Source organism: Cellulomonas sp. P5_C6, assembly GCF_054049635.1.
Window position 1 is genome coordinate 35,441 of the sequence record NZ_JBFULZ010000002.1, and the last position, 17,964, is coordinate 53,404.

General features: G+C 73.2%; 22 protein-coding genes. 13 read left to right on the forward strand and 9 right to left on the reverse strand.

Annotated features, from left to right (window positions below; translation table 11 throughout):
• Positions 1-32: 32 nt before the first annotated feature.
• Positions 33-1,985, reverse strand: coding sequence for a discoidin domain-containing protein (locus ACXJKG_RS00580; protein WP_456843812.1), 1,953 nt, complete (start codon positions 1,983-1,985; stop codon positions 33-35).
• Between the two features lie 118 nt (positions 1,986-2,103).
• On the opposite strand from ACXJKG_RS00580, the gene ACXJKG_RS00585 reads away from it, so the two are divergent.
• Positions 2,104-3,129, forward strand: a complete 1,026-nt coding sequence (locus ACXJKG_RS00585) for a LacI family DNA-binding transcriptional regulator (RefSeq protein WP_456843813.1) — start codon at positions 2,104-2,106, stop codon at positions 3,127-3,129.
• Here ACXJKG_RS00585 and ACXJKG_RS00590 read toward each other — a convergent pair.
• Positions 3,111-3,848, reverse strand: coding sequence for a class I SAM-dependent methyltransferase (locus ACXJKG_RS00590; RefSeq protein ID WP_456843814.1), 738 nt, complete (start codon positions 3,846-3,848; stop codon positions 3,111-3,113). The two genes, ACXJKG_RS00585 and ACXJKG_RS00590, sit on opposite strands and share 19 nt — an antisense overlap.
• 43 nt (positions 3,849-3,891) lie before the next feature.
• Positions 3,892-4,650, reverse strand: a complete 759-nt coding sequence (gene pdxH / locus ACXJKG_RS00595; protein WP_456843815.1) for a pyridoxamine 5'-phosphate oxidase — start codon at positions 4,648-4,650, stop codon at positions 3,892-3,894.
• On the opposite strand from pdxH, the gene ACXJKG_RS00600 reads away from it, so the two are divergent.
• Together ACXJKG_RS00600 and glsA are read left to right on the forward strand one after the other, a co-directional pair.
• Positions 4,624-5,439, forward strand: a complete 816-nt coding sequence (locus tag ACXJKG_RS00600; protein WP_456843816.1) for a class I SAM-dependent methyltransferase — start codon at positions 4,624-4,626, stop codon at positions 5,437-5,439. The two genes, pdxH and ACXJKG_RS00600, sit on opposite strands and share 27 nt — an antisense overlap.
• Before the next feature lie 29 nt (positions 5,440-5,468).
• Positions 5,469-6,467, forward strand: coding sequence for a glutaminase A (gene glsA, locus ACXJKG_RS00605; RefSeq protein WP_456843817.1), 999 nt, complete (start codon positions 5,469-5,471; stop codon positions 6,465-6,467).
• Here glsA and ACXJKG_RS00610 read toward each other — a convergent pair.
• Positions 6,455-6,637, reverse strand: a complete 183-nt coding sequence (locus ACXJKG_RS00610) for a hypothetical protein (RefSeq protein ID WP_456843818.1) — start codon at positions 6,635-6,637, stop codon at positions 6,455-6,457. The genes glsA and ACXJKG_RS00610 overlap by 13 nt on opposite strands.
• 124 nt (positions 6,638-6,761) lie before the next feature.
• Between ACXJKG_RS00610 and ACXJKG_RS00615 the strand changes: the two genes are divergently transcribed.
• From ACXJKG_RS00615 to ACXJKG_RS00630, 4 genes are read left to right on the forward strand one after another with little or no spacing between them, the layout of a single operon-like run.
• A complete protein-coding gene (locus ACXJKG_RS00615) occupies positions 6,762-7,286 on the forward strand; it encodes a TM2 domain-containing protein (RefSeq protein WP_456843819.1) in 525 nt (174 codons plus the stop codon).
• Positions 7,287-7,298: 12 nt separating this feature from the next.
• A complete protein-coding gene (locus tag ACXJKG_RS00620) occupies positions 7,299-7,901 on the forward strand; it encodes a dihydrofolate reductase family protein (protein ID WP_456843820.1) in 603 nt (200 codons plus the stop codon).
• A gap of 60 nt (positions 7,902-7,961) precedes the next feature.
• Positions 7,962-8,552 carry a carboxymuconolactone decarboxylase family protein gene (locus ACXJKG_RS00625; protein ID WP_456843821.1) on the forward strand — a complete coding sequence of 197 codons (591 nt, stop codon included), beginning with the start codon at positions 7,962-7,964 and terminating at the stop codon, positions 8,550-8,552.
• Positions 8,549-9,427 carry an RNA polymerase sigma-70 factor gene (locus tag ACXJKG_RS00630; protein ID WP_456843822.1) on the forward strand — a complete coding sequence of 293 codons (879 nt, stop codon included), beginning with the start codon at positions 8,549-8,551 and terminating at the stop codon, positions 9,425-9,427. The genes ACXJKG_RS00625 and ACXJKG_RS00630 overlap by 4 nt, the downstream gene beginning before the upstream one ends.
• On the opposite strand, the gene ACXJKG_RS00635 is transcribed toward ACXJKG_RS00630, so the two are convergent.
• The gene (locus ACXJKG_RS00635; protein WP_456843823.1) at positions 9,417-9,938 is read right to left on the reverse strand and encodes a M15 family metallopeptidase; all 522 of its coding nucleotides are present in this window, start codon (positions 9,936-9,938) and stop codon (positions 9,417-9,419) included. The genes ACXJKG_RS00630 and ACXJKG_RS00635 overlap by 11 nt on opposite strands.
• Before the next feature lie 148 nt (positions 9,939-10,086).
• Between ACXJKG_RS00635 and ACXJKG_RS00640 the strand changes: the two genes are divergently transcribed.
• Positions 10,087-10,494 carry a RidA family protein gene (locus tag ACXJKG_RS00640; RefSeq protein ID WP_456843824.1) on the forward strand — a complete coding sequence of 136 codons (408 nt, stop codon included), beginning with the start codon at positions 10,087-10,089 and terminating at the stop codon, positions 10,492-10,494.
• On the opposite strand, the gene ACXJKG_RS00645 is transcribed toward ACXJKG_RS00640, so the two are convergent.
• From ACXJKG_RS00645 to helR, 3 genes are read right to left on the reverse strand one after another with little or no spacing between them, the layout of a single operon-like run.
• Positions 10,457-10,954 carry a hypothetical protein gene (locus ACXJKG_RS00645; protein ID WP_456843825.1) on the reverse strand — a complete coding sequence of 166 codons (498 nt, stop codon included), beginning with the start codon at positions 10,952-10,954 and terminating at the stop codon, positions 10,457-10,459. The genes ACXJKG_RS00640 and ACXJKG_RS00645 overlap by 38 nt on opposite strands.
• 16 nt (positions 10,955-10,970) lie before the next feature.
• Positions 10,971-11,366, reverse strand: a complete 396-nt coding sequence (locus ACXJKG_RS00650) for an SRPBCC family protein (protein ID WP_456843826.1) — start codon at positions 11,364-11,366, stop codon at positions 10,971-10,973.
• Between the two features lie 42 nt (positions 11,367-11,408).
• The gene (gene helR / locus ACXJKG_RS00655) at positions 11,409-13,559 is read right to left on the reverse strand and encodes an RNA polymerase recycling motor ATPase HelR (RefSeq protein ID WP_456843827.1); all 2,151 of its coding nucleotides are present in this window, start codon (positions 13,557-13,559) and stop codon (positions 11,409-11,411) included.
• 130 nt (positions 13,560-13,689) lie between these two features.
• Between helR and ACXJKG_RS00660 the strand changes: the two genes are divergently transcribed.
• The 3 genes from ACXJKG_RS00660 (at position 13,690) to ACXJKG_RS00670 (ending at position 16,109) form a co-directional block, all read left to right on the forward strand.
• On the forward strand, positions 13,690-14,100 hold the full coding sequence (locus tag ACXJKG_RS00660; protein ID WP_456843828.1) for a VOC family protein: 411 nt from the start codon (positions 13,690-13,692) through the stop codon (positions 14,098-14,100).
• Between the two features lie 39 nt (positions 14,101-14,139).
• Positions 14,140-14,583, forward strand: a complete 444-nt coding sequence (locus ACXJKG_RS00665) for a MarR family winged helix-turn-helix transcriptional regulator (RefSeq protein ID WP_456843829.1) — start codon at positions 14,140-14,142, stop codon at positions 14,581-14,583.
• A gap of 86 nt (positions 14,584-14,669) precedes the next feature.
• On the forward strand, positions 14,670-16,109 hold the full coding sequence (locus tag ACXJKG_RS00670) for an MATE family efflux transporter (protein WP_456843830.1): 1,440 nt from the start codon (positions 14,670-14,672) through the stop codon (positions 16,107-16,109).
• On the opposite strand, the gene ACXJKG_RS00675 is transcribed toward ACXJKG_RS00670, so the two are convergent.
• Complete coding sequence (locus ACXJKG_RS00675) at positions 16,106-16,465, reverse strand: winged helix-turn-helix transcriptional regulator (RefSeq protein ID WP_456843831.1); 360 nt, start codon at positions 16,463-16,465, stop codon at positions 16,106-16,108. The genes ACXJKG_RS00670 and ACXJKG_RS00675 overlap by 4 nt on opposite strands.
• A gap of 93 nt (positions 16,466-16,558) precedes the next feature.
• Between ACXJKG_RS00675 and ACXJKG_RS00680 the strand changes: the two genes are divergently transcribed.
• Together ACXJKG_RS00680 and ACXJKG_RS00685 are read left to right on the forward strand one after the other, a co-directional pair.
• The gene (locus ACXJKG_RS00680) at positions 16,559-17,278 is read left to right on the forward strand and encodes an SDR family oxidoreductase (protein ID WP_456843832.1); all 720 of its coding nucleotides are present in this window, start codon (positions 16,559-16,561) and stop codon (positions 17,276-17,278) included.
• 105 nt (positions 17,279-17,383) lie between these two features.
• The coding region (locus ACXJKG_RS00685) for a glycosyltransferase (RefSeq protein WP_456843833.1) at positions 17,384-17,964 on the forward strand (581 nt) is incomplete at its 3' end.

A 17,964-nucleotide genomic window follows, 5' to 3' on the forward strand; every position in this document is an offset into this window, starting at 1 on the left:
CGCCAAGTCTGGCCACCGAGGCCGGGGAGTGCCTACCGGTAGAGCCGCACGTCCGCGACGCTCCACCAGCTGCCGGCGCTCGCGGTCGCGGTGATCCGCACGTAGCGGGCGAGCGTCGGGCGCACGGTCACGGTGGTCAGCTGACCGGTCGCCTGGCCCTCCGCGGCCGTGGTCCACCGTTGCCCGTCCCGGCTGGTCTCCAGCAGGTACCCCTGCGCGAAGTCGCCGAGGTTGTCACCGGAGTCGACGGCCACCTGCCGGAACAGCGTGGGCCGCCCGAGGTCGACGGTCAGCGACTGGCCCGGAGCCTGCGCGGCCCCGCTCGACCAGCGCGTGGAGGCGTCGCCGTCGACCGCGAGGCCCGCGTCTGCGGTCGCGAGGGTGGCCGTGGCGGTCGCCCCGGACAGGTCCAGCTGGCGCGGGACGTCCCGCAGCGACCGGGAGTCCGGCCACGTGAACGTCGCAAGCGCGCCGCCGGGCAGCGTGTACTCGAACGACCGGTCGCCGACCGCCACGGCGAAGCTGCGGGGGTTGTCGTTCTCGTTGTGCACGACGAGTGCCGTGGAGCCGTCCGGGTTCCGGAACGCGACGTCCATGATCTGCCCGTTCCAGCCGGTGGTGCCGAAGCTGGTCGAGGCGATGCGCTGGGCGCCGGGCCGGACGAACTTCGCCAGGTGGCCGATCGTGTAGTACTCGGCGTCGGTGCGGACGGTGCCGTCGTCGCCGATGGTCAGCAGCCCGGTGCAGGTCCCGCAGCCGCCGAGGTGCGGGGAGCCGTCCTCGCGCAGGGCGATGTTCCAGTTGACCACCGACTGCGCCCAGTTCCGGGTGGTGCCGATGGCGATCGTGCGGGCGTGCCAGGTGAGCGTGCCGCGGAAGATCTGCTCCGGGGTGTCCGTGGGACCGTGCGAGCCGGAGCACTCGGTGAACCAGATGCCCTTCTTCGGGAACGCCTCGTGCAGCGCGGTCTGGTCGCTCGGGTCGCCGTAGTAGCAGTGGTACGCGGTGCCGGCGATCCACTTCGCGGCCGGGCCGGACAGCAGCTGGTACGGGTAGTCCGTCGCGGGGTCCTCGCCCGGCGGCGTGTTCGCGGCGTCGTTCGGGTGCGTCTGCCAGTTGTGGTCGTACCCGAGGATCTGCGTGCGCGGGCTGGCCTTCTTCAGCAGCGGTCCCAGCGCGAGGATGACCTTCTCCTGCTGGGCGACGGGCATGTCCGTGCCGGGATAGGCGTCGGGCGTGCGGTTCTGCGGCTCGTTCTGCACGCTGAGGTAGTCGATCGGCACGCCCGCGGCGGTGTACGCCTGCACGAACTTCACCAGGTAGCGCGCGTAGGCGTCGTAGACGGCCGGGTCGTCCTTGAGCCGGCCGTCGACGAGGGAGTCGCCGGTCTTCATCCACGCCGGCGGGCTCCACGGCGTGGCCATCACCTTCAGCTCCGGGTCGAGCCGCTTGGCCTCGCGCAGCAGCGGCAGGACCTGCGCCTCGTCGTGCGCGATCGAGAAGTGCTCGAGCGGGAAGTCTGTGGCGCCGGGCGCCACGTCGTCGAACGTGTAGTGCGCGGCCTCCGCGGTGAAGTCCGACGAGCCGACCGGCTGCCGCAGGAAGCTCACGCCGATCCCGTCCGTCGGGTCGAACAGCGCGCGCATCGCCTGGTCACGCTGCGCCGGCGTGAGTGCCGCGAGCAGGCTGGCCGAGGAGTCGGTGATCGAGGCGCCGAACCCGTCCATGGTCTGGAAGCGCTGCGTGGGGTCGACGACGATCGTCGTGAGGTCGCTGCCGCCGCTCTCGAACGTCACGGGATCGCGCTGCTGGAGCAGCTCCGCGCGGTCGGGCGTCGTGACCCAGACCTGCGCCTGGACGGCTCCGCCACGATCGGCGTCCCCGGCCGACGCGGGTCCCGCCAGGCCGACCACCAGGCCGGCGACCGCCACCAGGGAGAGTGCTGTTCTTCTCATCGCGAGCTCCTCGTCGAGCGTCTTGTCCACGGCGACGCTGCCGTGTAACACTGTGTAACAACCGGACGATCCGCACGTATCCGCACTCACCATGTGCCGCCCGCAGCAGGCTGTCAACCGCTCGCAGCGATGGAACAGGATGTAACACGTGGCGACGACGCCGACGCACAGCACGGTCCGGCAGATCGCGGCCGACTCCGGGGTCTCGATCGCGACCGTCTCCCGCGTGCTCAACGGCCACCCGAGCGTCGCGCCCGGGACCCGCGCCACAGTCGAGGCCGCGATCGCCGCCCGCGCCCCTGCCGTGGTGATGCCCCGCCGGACCGCCACCCGCACCGGGCCGGTGTTCGTCCGGTGCCCGTACGTGCTCAGCGACTACTTCGGCCTGATCGTCTCCTCGGTGACCGAGACCTTGCGGCTGCACGACCGCGTCGTCCACCTCGACGCCGGCGAGGCCTCGCAGCACAGCCACCCGCTGGCGTCCCTGTCGGGCCGGGCCGCGGGCGCGATCCTGGTCCTGCCCCCCGAGGAGCCGGCAGAGCTGCTCGCGCTGCGCCGGCGGGGCTTCCCGTTCGTCGTCGTCGACCCGCGCACCCGGCCACCCCACGACCTCGCGTCGGTCTCGGCCGCGCACGTCACCGGCGCCCGCCGCGTCACGGCCCACCTGCTGGAGCTGGGCCACCGCCGGATCGGCGTCATCGCGGGGCCTCAGGAGTGGCTCGCCGGCAGCGACCGCCTCGCGGGCCACCACGCCGCCATGGGTCAGGCGGGCATCCTGTCCGACCCGGCGCTGATCCGGCTGGTCCCGCCCACCCTCGAGGAGGGGCTGGAGGCCGCCGGCCACCTGCTCGACCTGCCCGACCGGCCGACCGCACTCGTCTGCTTCAACGACAAGATCGCCGTCGGCGCGCTGCGGGCCGCTCAGGCTCGGGGTCTCGACGTGCCGGGGGACCTGTCGATCACGGGGTTCGACGACATCGACGTCAGCCGTGCCACCACCCCCGAGCTCACCACCGTGCGCCAGCCGCTCGAGGAGATGGGCCGCACGGCGGTCACGCTGCTCGCGCGCCTCATGGCCGGGGACAAGGTCGAGGCGCTGCACATGGAGCTGGCCACCGAGCTGGTCGTGCGGGGCTCGACGGCGCCGCCGCCCGATCAGCCCGGCAGCCGGTAGACCGACACGTGGGAACGCGAGTCGGCCGTGAACTCCTCGCCCGACCAGTCGGCGTGCCGGCTCTCCCGCGTGAACCCGGCCAGCTGCGCCATGAGGTCGAGCTCCGAGGGCCAGATGTAGCGGTGCGGCGTGCGGCCGAGTCGCGCGTCGCGGCCGTCGCCGAACCGGAAGTGGTGCGAGACGACCCGTTGGTGCAGGACGTCGTACGTGTCGAGGCCGATGTAGCCGGGCTCGACGTTCCAGACCGTCGCCTGCACGCCCGGCGGCAGCTTCCGGAGCTCGGGGACCCACAGCTCGATGACGAACCGGCCGCCGGGGACGAGGTGGCGCGCGGCGTTGCGGAAGCACGCGACCTGCTCGTCCTGCGTGAGCAGGTTCGCGATGGTGTTGAAGACGAGGTAGACGAGGCGGAACTCGCCCGGGGCGGTCGCGGTCGCCATGTCGCCGACCACCACCGGGATCGTCGCCTCGTCGACCTTCGTGCGCAGCTGGTCGACCATCGGTCGCGACAGCTCGATGCCGACGACGGGCACCCCGCGCTCGGCGAGCGGTACGGCGACGCGGCCGGTCCCGATGGCGAGCTCGAGCGCCCGCCCGCCGTCCGCGAGCGCGGCCAGCCGGTCCACGGTCGGGCCCAGCACCTCGGGCGCGAACATGCCGGTGCCGGGCGTGTCGTACTCGCGCGCGGCCTCGGCGTCCCACAGCAGCTCCTGGTCCATCCCGCCGACGATGGCAGCGTGGGCCGGTGCCGTCGACCGGATATCAGGGCTGGCGCCGGTGCACCGCCCACGCGTCGGGAGCGTCGAGGTCACCTGCGGCGACCCTCGTGAACACCAGCCGGTCGTGCAGCCGGTCGCGCCTCCCGGCCCACAGCTCGACCTCGTCACAGTCGATCCGCCATCCGCCCCAGCCGTCGGGGACGGGGACGTCGCCGGGAGAGCCGGTGTCCGGGTAGAGCGCCGCGTACTGCTCGTACCGGGCGACCAGCGCCGCGCGGTCGGCGATCGGCTGCGACTGGTCGGAGGCCCACGCGCTGATCCGGGAACCCCAGGCGCGGGACACGAAGTAGGCGGCGACCTCGTCGCGACCCACCGGGACCGCGCGCCCGCGGAACCGGATCGCCCGGTACATCGCCGCCCACGTCAGCGCGGCGGCCACGGACCCCGTCGCGCCGATCTCCCGGCTCTTCGTCGACCCCAGGTTCGTGACGAACCCCGGTCCCCGCGCGTCGAGGAAGCGCATGAGGACGGTCCGCACGTTCGGCCGGCCGTCGGCATCGACCGTCGCGACCGACAGGGCGGTGGGCTCGGCGACGTCGCCGTGCTCGGCCTGCCTCGCCTCCGCGTCGGCGACCCAGCGGCGCACCTGCTGGAGCGGTGTGGGTGCGAGCTCGCCCTCGCTCAGCCCGTCGTCCTCCACGGCACCTCGCCTCTCGTCGATGGTCGCGAGGATATCCGGGTGCGGCGCCCGGAGACGGGCTCGTAGGTTGTCGCGATGGAGGAGCCGCGGATCCACGAGCACTACGAGGCCGACATCGACGAGGACCAGCGACTGCGTCGCGGGCTCGGCCGCCTCGAGCTGGCCCGGGTGCAGGAGATCGTCCGGCGGCACCTCGCGCCGGGCTCGCGGGTGCTCGACGTCGGTGGGGCGACCGGCGTGCACGCGGAGTGGTTGCTCGACGACGGCCACACGGTGCACCTGGTCGACCTGCTCCCCGGCCACGTCGCGCGGGCGACCGAGAGCCTGGGCGGGCGCGGGGGGTTCACCGCGTCCGTCGGCGACGCCAGGGCGCTGGCGGTGCCCGACGCGTCCGTGGACGCCGTATTGCTGCTCGGGCCGCTCTACCACCTCCCGGACCGTGCCGACCGGCTCGCCACCTGGCGCGAGGCGGCCCGGGTCGTCGTGCCCGGCGGCGTCGTGGTCGCCATGGGGATCTCGCGCTTCGCGTCCCTCTTCGACGGCCTCGCGCAGGCCTACCTGTTCGAGCCCGCGTTCCGGGCGATCGTCGCGCAGGACCTGGCCACGGGCGTGCACGAGAACCCGACCGGGGACCCGCGCTGGTTCACCACCGCGTACTTCCACCGGCCCGAGGAGCTGGCCGGTGAGGCGACCGAGGCCGGCCTGGACCACCGGGAGACCGTCGGCGTCGAGGGTATGGGCGCGTGGATCAGGTCGTTGGCGCCGGTGTTCGACGACGACGGCCGCCCGGCCGACCGGGACGTCGTCGTCGAGGCCGCGCGGACGATCGAGTCGGAGCCGAGCCTGCTCGGCCTGAGCTCGCACCTGATCGCGGTCGCACGGCGACCGTAGGAGCGCCCCGGGTGTGCTGATATGAGCACGTGAGCGACGACTTCCACGACACCGCGCTGATCTCCACCGGACGCCTGCCTCGGGAGGAGCTGGTGGAGCGGCTCATGCAGGACGCGCACGACCGGTACGCCGGGGTCGACGACGGCGCCGTGGCCGACTACATCCCCGCGCTCGCCGACGCCGACCCCGAGCTGTTCGGGCTGAGCATCGTGTCGGTGACGGGCGCCTCCCACAGCGTCGGGGACTTCCGGCACGAGTTCTCCATCCAGTCCATCTCCAAGGCGTTCGTCTTCGCGCTCGTCTGCGACGCGCTGGGCCCGCAGGCCGTGCTCGACGCCGTCGGCGTGAACAACACGGGCCTGCCCTTCAACTCGGTGATGGCGCTCGAGCTGAACGGCGGCAGCCCCATGAACCCGCTGGTCAACGCGGGCGCCCTGGCCACCACGAGCCTGGTGCCGGGCGCGACGGCCGAGGAGCAGTGGGCGTTCGTGCAGGCCGGCATGTCGGCGTTCGCCGGCCACCCGCTCACCCTCGACGCCGCCGTGTACGCCTCCGAGGCCGCGCACAACCGCCGCAACCAGGCCATCGCGCGCCTGCTGCAGAGCTACGGCCGCATGGCCCGCGACCCCCTCGAGACCACCGACGTCTACACGCGGCAGTGCTCGCTGCTGGTCTCCGCCCAGGACCTCGCCGTCATGGGCGCCACGCTGGCCGACGGCGGCGTCAACCCCGTGACCGGCGAGCGCGTCGTCGACCCGTCGGTGTGCCGGTACGTGCTCGCCGCCCTGGCCACGAGCGGGCTGTACGAGCGGTCCGGCGAGTGGCTGTTCACCATCGGGCTGCCCGGCAAGAGCGGCGTCTCGGGCGGCATCGTGACGGTGGCGCCGGGCAAGGGCAGCCTGAGCACCTTCTCGCCCCGGCTCGACGCGGCCGGGAACAGCGTCCGCGGCACGCTGGCCACCCGGTACCTGTCGGGCGCGCTCGGGCTCAACCTGTTCGCGTCGCGTCCCGAGCCCTACACCCCGTAGAAGCTCTTGAGCAGCTCGTACACCACGATCCCCGGCCAGATCAGGGCCTTCGGGATGGCCAGCACGAACATCCAGAACGTGTCGGCCTGCGCGAAGTAGAAGACCGCCGCGCCGATGAACCCCAGGCCGTAGACGGCACCGCCCCCGGCGCCCGACCCCTTGGACGACATGGCGGCTCCCTCGCTAGCGCTGCACGATCACCCTAGGACCGCCGCCCCGTCGACGTCACCGGGTCGCGGGCTTACGCTCGAACGAACCGCCGCAGCCCGTGGCGCGCGACCAGCGGGGGTCCTGGTGACCGACACGATCGACGACCTGCTCGAACGCCCCGTCGTCACCCGGCGACCGCTGCGCGCGCCCGACCCGCTGTTCCAGCCGCTCTCCAGCACCGTGCGCTACCCGCCGGGTCCGGTCCCGGACGTGCAGGACGCCGTGCCGCCGCCGGTCCGCGAGCCTGTCCCGTGGCAGTGGCCGTGGCAGGGCACGCAGTGGCCGTGGCAGGGGCAGCAGTGGCCGTGGCAGAGCCGGCAGACACCGTGGCAGGGCAGGCGGATCGTGCTCCCGACGTGGCAGCGGTCGCGCGTCGCGGCCGGGCTGCTCGGGGTGTTCTTCGGTGGCCTGGGCCTGCACCGGATGTACCTCGGCTACTGGCGGCGCGGCCTGAGCATGCTGGCCATCACGGTCGTCGCCGGGTTCTTCACGCTCGGGCTGGCGGCGCTGGTCATGGCCCTGTGCGGGTTCGTCGAGGGGTTGCTGTACCTGTCGATGCGGCGGGGCCGGTTCGCCCGGGACGCCCGCGGCCGGCCGTTGCGCGGCTGAGGCGCTCCGCTCATGGCGGTGATCCTCGACATCACGATCTCGCTCGACGGCTTCGTCACGGCCCCGAACGCCGGGCCGGGCAACGGGCTCGGCGACGACGGTCTGGTGCTGCACGAGTGGGCCATCGGCGACCGGACCGCGCAGGACGAGCAGCTGCTCACCCGGGGCGAGGCCGTCACCGGCGCCGTCGTCATGGGCCGACACACCTTCGACGTCGTCGACGCCCCGGACGGCTGGAACGACGAGCGGCACTACGGGGCCGACAAGGGCGACCCGGCCGCGCCGCTGCCGTGCTTCGTCGTGACCCATCACGCCCCCGACCACGTCCGGCTCACCGACCGGATGACCATCGTGACCACGGGTCTGCGCGACGCCCTCGACCAGGCGGCGGCCGTGGCGGGCGACAAGGCCGTCGTCATCATGGGCGGCGGCGAGCTGGGGGCGTCCGCCCTGCGCGACGGCCTCGTCGACCGGCTCCACCTGCACGTCGCCCCGCTGTTCCTCGGCGCGGGATCGCCGTTGTCCCCCGGGACGCGCGTGACCCTGCTCCTCGACGAGTCCGCGACCGTGATCACCCGCAACGCCGCGCACCTGTTCTACGACGTCGTGCGGTAGCTGTCACAGATCCTCCGCGGCCGGTGTCTTGTGTCCGACACCAGCGCACGAGGAGGAACCATGACCAGCACGACGCGGGTCCCCGCCACCGAGATCACCGGTCTGTACGGGGCCCTGGTGAAGAGGTTCAGCACGAAGATGTTCGGCAAGGTGCCCGAGGCCCTCGGGGTGATGGGCAACAACCCGGCCGTCCTCAAGTTCAGCCTGGGGCTGGGCCAGAAGTCGGCGAGGTGGCACGCCTGCCCCGAGGACCTGAAGTCGTACGCCCACATGGCCGTCGCCTCCCTGGTCGGCTGCTCGTGGTGCCTCGACCTGGGGTACTTCCAGGCTCACAACGAGGGACTCGACCTCGTCAAGGCTCAGCAGGTTCCGCGCTGGCGGGAGTCGACCGTGTTCACGCCGCTCGAGCGCGACGTGCTGGAGTACGCCGAGTCGATGACCATGACGCCGCCGACCGTCAGCGACGAGCTCTCCGCGCGGCTGCTCGACCACCTCGGGGCGCCCGGCCTGGTGGAGCTCACCTCGTGGGTCGCGCTGGCCAACCTCTACTCCCGGACCAACTCCGCCCTCGGGATCGAGGCGGAGGGGTTCGCCGCGTCCTGCGACCTCCCGCCGCTGGCCCCGCCGAGCCGCGTAGCGTCCCGGTCATGAGCGAGGACCCGTTCGTCGCGCACCGCAGCCTGCTGTTCACGGTGGCCTACGAGATGCTCGGCTCCGCCGCCGACGCCGAGGACGTCGTGCAGGAGACCTGGCTGCGGTGGGCGGACCTCGCCCCCGCGGCGAGGGCGGAGGTGCGCGACGAGCGGGCGTACCTCGTCCGGATCGTCACCCGGCAGTCGCTGAACCGGATGCGCACGCTCGCGCGCCGGCGCGAGGACTACGTCGGCGAGTGGCTGCCCGAGCCGCTCCTGACCAGCCCCGACGTCGCCGAGGACGTCGAGCTGGCGGAGAGCGTCTCGTTCGCGATGCTCACCGTGCTGGAGACGCTCGACCCCACCGGCCGGGCGGTGTTCGTGCTGCGCGAGGTCTTCGACACCCCGTACGACGAGATCGCCGACGCCGTCGGCAAGACCCCCGCCGCCGTGCGCCAGATCGCCCACCGCTCCCGCGAGCACGTGGCCGCGCGACGACCCCGGCAGCAGGTGAGCCGGGCCGAGCAGTCGGCCGTCGTCGAGCGGTTCCTCGCTGCAGTCCGCGACGGTGACCTGCAGGGGCTGCTGGACGTGCTCGCGCCGGACGTGGTCGTGGTGGCCGACGGAGGCGGCGTGGTCGACGCGACACGGCGCCCCGTGACGGGTGCTGACAAGGTGGCCGCGTTCCTGGCCGGCCTGGCGACGATCACGGGCGACTTCGTGTCGACGCCCACCTGGGTCAACGGCGGTCCCGCGGCCCAGGTCCACGTCGGAGGCGAGCTCAACACGGTGATGAGCCTGGTGATCGAGGACGGCCGGATCGCGCGCATCTACGCGGTCCGCAACCCGCACAAGATGACGCGGCTGGCCGAGGAGACGGCGCTCAGCCGCTGACCCAGCCGCCCGACGAGTCCGCGTGCATCGGTGGGCACGCCGTCGCGCCGGCGGGGAGCATCTCGAAGTGCCAGGCCTCGTTCGCGTACGCCCGGCACAGGCCGAGCTCGACGCCGTGCTGCTCGAGCCAGAGGGCCCCGGCCGTCGGCCCGACGTCGACCGCCAGGCCCTGCACGTGCGCGGACGCCCCCGGCGGGAGCACCCACCGGTGCGCCTCCTCCAGCGACCCGTAGCGGGCGACCGCCGCGTCGACGAGCTCCTGCTGCTCCTGCGCGGAACGCCAGCCCGACGTCAGGGTCAGCTCCACGCCGGCGCGAGCCGCCGCCTCCTGCGCCGCCTCGAACCGCCGCGCGAGCTCCGGGTCCAGACCGTGGGGCGGTGCGACGGACCTGACGACGGCGTAGGCGCTCACCGCGAGCGCGGCGCACAGCACGGCCACGACAGCGATGCCGGTCCGCCGGGCGCGGCGACGGCGGACGCGCTCGGGGAGCCGGCCGATGTAGAGAGTCACGCACCCACCGTGCGACGCGGACGTGCCGCACGGCGTCGGCCCGGGAACCCTTCCTGCGGCCCCGGACCTGGTCCCCGGGACGGAGCGGGCTCCGTCCCAGGGCTGAGCCTCGGTGCGCGTGTCAGAGGTGCGTGCCACGGTGGATCGCATGGAGATCACCCGCCTGCAACCGGCCGGGCTCGTCCGGAGCCCGGCGTTCAGCCACGTCGCCGTCGTGCCTGCGGGCGCGACGACCATCTACGTCGGCGGCCAGAACGGCGTCGACGACACCGGTGCGATCGTCTCGGACGACGTCGCCGAGCAGTCCGTCCGCACCATCGACAACGCGGAGATCGCGCTGCGGGCCGCCGGCGCGACGCTGGCCGACGTCGTGCAGTGGACCGTGCTCCTCGCGCAGGACGCCGACCTCGCGGCGGCCTACGGGGCCATCGGCCCCCGGCTCGCCGTCGACGGCGCCCCGCCGCTCGTCACCGCCGCCCGGGTCGCCGGGCTCGGTGTGCCGGGTGCGCTCATCGAGGTCAGCGCGATCGCGGCGGTCCTGCCGGCGACCTGGTGAGCTGTGTCTCCCGGGTGTCCGGGGGCAGGTCGGCCGCGGTGCCCGTGCACCGGATGCCCTCGACGCCGACCTGTGGGTCAGCCGCGGGCTCGACGGTGATGCGCACGCAGAGGCGTCGGGTCAGCTCGGTCCCGAACGGTCCACCGGGGTGGCTCGCACCTCCGTCGACGTACGCGTCGACACGCGCCCCCGTGCCGGTGTCGCTCGCGGCCGTGACCACGCCTCGATAGACCTCGCCGACGCGGCCGGCGACCGCGGCCGCGAGCGCCGCACCGCGCAGGTTCGGGTCGGCCGCGACGTCGGCGCTGATGGCGGAGACCGCCGCGTCGAGCTTGCTGTGCGCGTCGTCGGCTGCGCGTCGGTCGACGTCCCGGTCGACGTACCCGGCGAGCCAGTGCAGCGCCACCACGACGAGGAAGCCGACGACCGCCCATCCGAGCACGCGTGGGAACCGCCTCATGCTCCGACGATCCCACCTACCGGCGCTCGAGGACGTCCCTCAGACGGGCGAGGTCGCGGGTCACCAACCCGGTGTCGCGCTCGAGCTCGTCGTCGGTCATCCCGGGGGAGCGGCGCAACGTGAAGACGACCTCGGTGGCGTCGCCGTCCGCGAGCGCCCGCATCGGCACGTAGACCGTCTCGCCCGACGGCGTCAGCACCTCGTGGTCGAGCACGCCGAACTCGTTGCGCGGGGCGAACGTGACCCGTGCCCGACCCTCCGACGTCTCGACGAACCAGGTGCCGTCGTCCTGCACCACCGAGGTACCCAGGCCGGGTGCCCACCGGGGCAGGTTGGCCGGTTCGGACGCGAAGGCGTACACCTCGGCCACGGGTCGGTCGATGTGGACGCTGAGATGCCGGGAGGCGGTCATCCTGCGATGGTGCCACGGCACCGCGTCTCGTTCCTGCGCAGGTCAGGCGCTGGTCAGGACGACCAGCTCCTGGGTCGCCCGGGTCATCGCGACGTAACGGTCGACCGCGCCCTCGATCCCCGTGCCGAACGCCTCCGGGTCGACGAGGACCACCAGGTCGAACTCGAGGCCCTTCGCCAGCTCCGGGGTCAGCGACCGGACCCGGTCCGTCCCGGGGAACTCCGGGTCGCCGATGACGCACGCGACGCCGGCGGTGTGCTCCGCCAGCCAGGCGTCGAGGATCGCGTCCCGGTCGGACGCCGGCCCGTGCACCACCGGGACGCCGGTGCCGCGGATCGAGGTCGGCACGGTGACGTCCGGGAGCGCCGCGCGGATGACCGGCTCCGCCTCCGCCATGACCTCCTCGGGCGTTCGGTAGTTGATGCTCAGGGACGCCAGCCCGATCCCGTCGAGCCCGACCCGCTCGACCCGCTCCTGCCACGACTCTGTGAACCCGTGCCGGGCCTGCGCGCGGTCGCCGACGATCGTGAAGCTCCGGGACGGGCACCGCGCCAGCAGCATCCGCCACTGGGCGTCGGTCAGCTCCTGTGCCTCGTCCACCACGATGTGCGCGAACGGGCCCGCGAGCGCGTCCGGGTCGGCCGCCGGCAGCGCGGCCACGTCGACCAGCCTGTCGCGCATGTCGTCCCCGCGGAGCATCTGCATCACGCGCAGCTCGGTGTCGTCGTTCTCGATCAGCTGGTCGACGATCTGGCTCATGTACTCCCGCTCGGCGGCGAGAGTGGCCTCCTGCCGGCGACGTCGCCGGGACGCCTGAGGGTCGCCCAGCCGGTGCCGCGCCGCGTCCAGCAGCGGGAGGTCGGACACGGTCCACGCCTGGGCGTCGGCCCGCTGCAGCGTGCGGATCTCCTCCCGCGTGAGCCCGGGAGCGCACAGACGGAGGTAGGCGGGCACCGACCACAGGTCGCCGACGAGGTCGGTCGGTTCGAGCAGCGGCCACGCGCGGTCGAGGGTGGTGTTGAGGTCCTTGCTGGTCAGGAGCGCGCGGCGGAGCAGCTCGGGCTCGATGTCGTCGTCGTCGACCTTGTCCAGGAGGATCTCCAGCAGCGCGTCCCGGACCTGGTCGCGCGCCTCGTTGTGCGGGGTGCCCGGCTCCGGGGCCTCGAACGCCTCGGCCCAGTCGTCGGCGCTGACCCAGAGGTCGACCCAGGCGGTCTCGACCTCCGTCCCCGTCGTCGGCGGCCTCTCGTAGAACCGGACCGCCGGCTCGATGGCCGCCACCATCTCCACGGTCGACTTCAGGCGCGCCACCTCGGGGTCCGTCTCGGCCGTCGCCGCGGCCCCCTCGGGGACGAGCTCGCGCAGGGTGCAGGTCCGCACGCCCTCCTCGCCGAGGCTGGGCAGCACGTCGGACACGTAGTCGAGGTACGGCTGGTGCGGACCGACGAACAGCACGCCGCCGCGGCGGTGACCGAGGCGCGGGTCGGAGTAGAGCAGGTAGGCGGTGCGGTGCAGGGCGACGACGGTCTTGCCGGTGCCCGGGCCGCCGTCGACGACGAGCGCGCCGCGTGACCCCGCGCGGATGATCGCGTCCTGGTCGGCCGCGATGGTGCCGAGCACGTCGCGCATCCGGTCCGACCGGTCCGTGCCCAGGCTGGCGATGAAGGCCGACTGGTCGTCGAGCGCGGCGTTCCCGTCGAGCCCGTCCGCGGTGAACACCTCGTCCCAGTAGTCGCCCACCCGACCCCCGGTCCAGCGGTACCGGCGGCGGCTGGCCAGCCCCATCGGGTTCGCGTGCGTCGCCCCGAAGAAGGGCTCCGCCGCGGGCGAGCGCCAGTCGAGCAGGAGCCGACGCCCGTCGCGGTCCGTGAGCCCGAGGCGCCCGATGTACACGGGCTCGCCGCCGTCGGCGCCGACGATGCGACCGAGGCAGAGGTCGAGCCCGAACCGCCGCAGGGTGCGCAGCCGAGCGGTGAGCCGACGGATCTCCTGGTCCCGCTCGACCGCCGCCGTGCCCGAGCGGCCCGGGGCCCTGCGCTCGGCGTCGAGCCGGTCGGACAGCTCGGCGGTCTGCTGCTCGAGGCTCGCCGCGATGGCGGCGAAGTGCAGCTCGTCGCGGCCGATCGACGCCGGGTCGGCCTTGCGGGCGAGGCGGTCGGGAAGGTCGAACGCACTGGTGGTCACGGGAGTCACGGTCGGAGATTCTGCGCGGCGACGGGGGCCTTGCCGCAAGCCCCCCTGTGCTCTATACCTTGAGAAGGGAGGGCAGTCGGTGCCCTCCCTTTCCCATGGGCTCTCCGCCCCCGGTCTGCGAGGGGGCGACGTGGAGATCCAGCTGAGCATGCTCGGGGTGATCGTCAGCGACATGCCCGCAGCGCTGCGGTTCTACCGGCTCCTGGGGCTCGACATCCCGCCGGGCGAGGACGAGAAGCCGTTCGTCCTGCACCGCATGGCGAGCGGCGTGACGATCTTCTTCGACACGGTGTTCGCGGCCCGGTACGACGCCGACCACGCCCTGCCCACCGGCGGCGGGTACAGGACGCTGTTCGAGTTCTACCTCGGTGACGACGCCGCGGTGGATGCCACGTACGCGGAGCTCACGGGCGCCGGCTACCACGGCCGGATGGCGCCGGAGCAGACGTCCGGCCCCTACGCCGCGATGGTCGACGACCCCGACGGGAACGTGGTCCTCCTGACGTCCGACGACGCCCTCGGCCGCGCTGCAACAGTTTGAGGGTTGACAGTTAGAGATCAAACAGTTAGATTTCTGACCATGGATGCACCGGACAACACCCTCAGCACCAGCCTCGGGCTGGTCCGCTGGATCGGCTGGGCCCAGCGCAAGGCCGGCGACGACTGGATCCGGGCGCGCGAGCTCAGCCACGAGCAGGCCTTCGCGCTCGGGTACCTGGTCCAGAACCCCGGCGCCATCCAGCGCGACATCGCCGAGATGACGCGCACCAGCCCGGCGAGCGTCTCGAGCCTCCTGCAGGGACTCGAGCGGCGCGGCCTGGTCGAGCGCCGCACCGATGCCGGCAACGAGCGCAGCAAGCGCGTCTACGCCACACCCGAGGGCGCCCAGCTCATCGCCGGCTTCGACTCCGCGATGGCCGAGGTCGACGAGTCGATCCTGGCCCCGCTGGACGACACCGAGCGAGCCGCTCTCCACGCCCTGCTCAGCAAGATCACCGCACAGCTTCCGCGCCCGACCCGGTAACAGCCGGGCACGCGCCCCCCACAGACCACCTCGCGGCGCCGACGTCAGTCGGCGTGCGCTCCACCCTGCCCGGACAAGGAGCAACCATGACCACCGTCGACATCGAACCCCCCGTGACGGCCGACGCCGTCGGCACCAACCGCTGGTACCTCTCCGCCGCACCGATCGTCCGCGCCCTCGTGCACCTGTGCGTGCCGATGGCCGCCGCGATGATCGTCGGCGCCGTCTACAACCTCATCAACGCCGGCTTCATCGGCACGCTGCACGACTCCACGCTGCTCGCCGCGATCACGTTCGGCGCGCCGATCCTCGGCCTGGTCATGGCGGTGGGCGGCGTGTTCGGCGTCGGCGGTGGCGCGCTCATCTCCCGACTGCTCGGTGCGGCCGAGCACGACCCCGCGCAGGCCGGCGAGATCAAGCGCGTCTCGTCGTTCTCCGTGTGGGGCGCGGTCATCTCCGGGGCCGTCCTCGGCGCCCTCGGGCTGCTGCTCCTGGACCCGCTCGTGTCGTTGCTCGGCGCGGACGCCCCGGCGGTGCCGGCCACCCGCGCCTTCGTCGGCGTCATGCTCGCGTTCGTCCCCGTGCTCGCCGCCGCCTTCTGCCTCGAGCAGCTGGTGCGGGCGGAGGGCGCGGCGCGGCAGGTGATGGTCGGGCTCATCGGCTCCACCGTCGCGAACCTGGTCCTCGACGTCGTGTTCATCCTCGGGCTGCACTGGGGCGTCGCCGGCGCGGCGCTCGCGATGGGCCTGGCCAACCTCGGCGTCGTCGTCTACTTCGTCGTCTGGCTCCAGCGCCACAGCGAGCACGTCGACCTCGCGCCGCGGTGGTTCACCCTGTCGCCCGCCGTGCTCAAGCCCGTGTTCGGGGTGGGCATCGGCGAGCTGCTGCAGGCCGGCTTCCTCATCGTCACGTCGCTGGTGCTCAACAACCTCGCCGTCGCGTACGGCGACGGCGCGCTCGCGGCCATGGGCGTCGCGGTCCGCATCGCGCAGATCCCGGAGTTCCTGGTCATGGGCATCACGCTCGGCGTCCTGCCGCTGCTCGCCTACGCGTTCGGCAAGGGCGACCGGCAGCGGCTGATGTCGGCCCTGCGCGTGTCCGCGATCGCGGTCGGTGGCATCACGCTCTTCTTCGCGACGGCGGTCTTCGTCTTCCGCGACCAGGTGTTCTCGGCCTTCGTCGCCGACCCCTCGGTCCTCACGGTCGGCGTCACCATCCTCGCCGCCCAGCTCGTCGCGATGATCGCCAACGGGTTCGCCGGGCTGCTCACCTCCTTCTTCCAGGCCACCGGGCGGGCGGTGCCGGCGACCGTCATGTCGGTGACGCAGGGCGTGCTGTTCATCCCCGTCGTGCTGCTGGGCAACCTCTGGTTCGGGCTGGCCGGGATCATCTGGGCGCTCACCCTCACCGAGGGTGCGGTGCTGGTGGTCGGCGTCGTGATGTGGCTCGCGTCCCGTCGCGCGATCGACCTGGGCCTGGGCGAGGGCAGCCCGGAGCGCGCCGACGAGGTTCTCGCCGCGGCCTAGGAGGCGTCCGCGCGGCCCTGGGCCTCGAGGATCTCGGGCACGTGGGACTCCGCCCAGTCGCGCACGGCCTGCAGGGGCCCGCACAACGACCGGCCCAGCGGCGTGAGCGAGTACTCGACCCGGGGCGGGTGCTCGTCGTACTGGGCGCGGGCGACGAGGCCGTCGGTCTCGAGCGCTCGCAGGGTCTCGGTGAGCACCTTCGGCGTGATGCCCTGGATGTGCGTCTTGAGCTGGGTGAACCGTCGCGGCCCGTCGGCGAGGGCGGTGACGACGAACACCGTCCACCGCGCGCCGATGCGGTGGAGCACGGTGCGGCTGGGGCACGTGGCCGCCATGACGTCGTACGCCGTGCCCATCCACGCTCCCGCGGTTTCGTTGAAGGTACCGGTATCAAGACCATACCGTGACGCCCGCGGCGATCCCGACCCCCGCCGCGCGGAGGAGCGGACATGAGCACGGACCTGACCGGGCAGCGCGTCCTGGTGATCGGCGGAGCGAAGCACCTGGGCGAGGCGGTGGCCCGCCGTGCAGCGGAGGCCGGCGCCGCCGTCGTGATCGGGGCACGCGACCTCGAGCGGGCCACGCAGGTGGCAGCCGGGCTGCCGGACGCGATCGCGGTGCGCATCGACGTCACCGACGAGGCGACCATCCGCGCGGCCGCCGCCGAGCTCGGTCCGATCGACCACGTCGTCGTCACGGCCACCGCGAGCCACAACGTTCCCGTCGCGGACCTGGAGCGCGCGGGGATCCTCGCCGCCCTCGAGGCCAAGGTGATCGGCCCGTTCCTGCTCGCCAAGCACTTCGCCCCGACCATGCCGTCGACCGGGTCGTTCCTGCTGTTCTCCGGCGTGGCCGCGTGGAACCCCGCACCCGGGTACACCGTCATGGGCGTGGCCAACGGCGCCGTGTCGTTCCTGGCGTCCCACCTGGCCACGGAGCTCGCGCCGATCCGGGTCAACGCCGTCTCGCCCGGCATCGTCGACTCCGGCACGTGGGACCGTCTGGGGCCGGACGCCAAGGAGGCGGTCCTCGGCTCGGCCGCCTCGGCGAACCTCGCCGGGCGCGTCGGGCAGCGTGCGGACATCGCCGAGGCGGCTGTCTGGCTGCTCGGCGCCGGGTTCGTCTCCGGCGAGACGATCCACGTCGAGGGTGGGGCGCGGCACGCCTGACGTCGGCCCTGAACTGCCCGTTCGCCGGGGAGGCGCGGCTGTACGCTGCCGGAAAAGACGGCAGGGGCCGACCCTGGTCCTGGTGGCGGAGCGGCAGAACGGTCGATGACACAGCAGCCGGCGCAGTCCTTGCACCGCMGAGCCGCCCGGCTCGGGTGGGCCTCGGCCGCGCTCGCGCTGGCCTCGGCGCTGCTCCTGGGCGGCGCGGTCTGGCTGATCGCGACCAGCTCGCCGCCGATCGTCCCCGACGCCGAGCTTGCGATCGCCATCCTCCCCGTCGACGTCCGGCTCACCGCACCGCGACCGACCATCGTCGTGGGCGTGGGCCTGGCGGTCGCCTCGTTCCTGGTGGCGATGGCAGCCCAGCAGACCGCCGTCGCGATGCGCGTGCTGTCCCGCGGTCGAGGCCTCGCGCAGCCGGTGCCGATGGCCACGGCGAAGCTGAGGCGTCGCATCCTCGGTGGCGCCGCCGTGCGCAGGCTCGGCCTGGACGCTCCGCCGGACTGGCCGCTGTCCGCCATCCCCGCCGAGGCGGACGCCGCCGGCCTCGTGCGGTGCACGGTCCTGATCCCGGCGCACAACGAGGAGGCGGTGATCGACCGGACCCTCGTGTCGCTGATCGACCAGCGCCGCCCGCCGGTACGGATCATCGTCGTCGCGGACAACTGCACTGACGCGACCGTGCA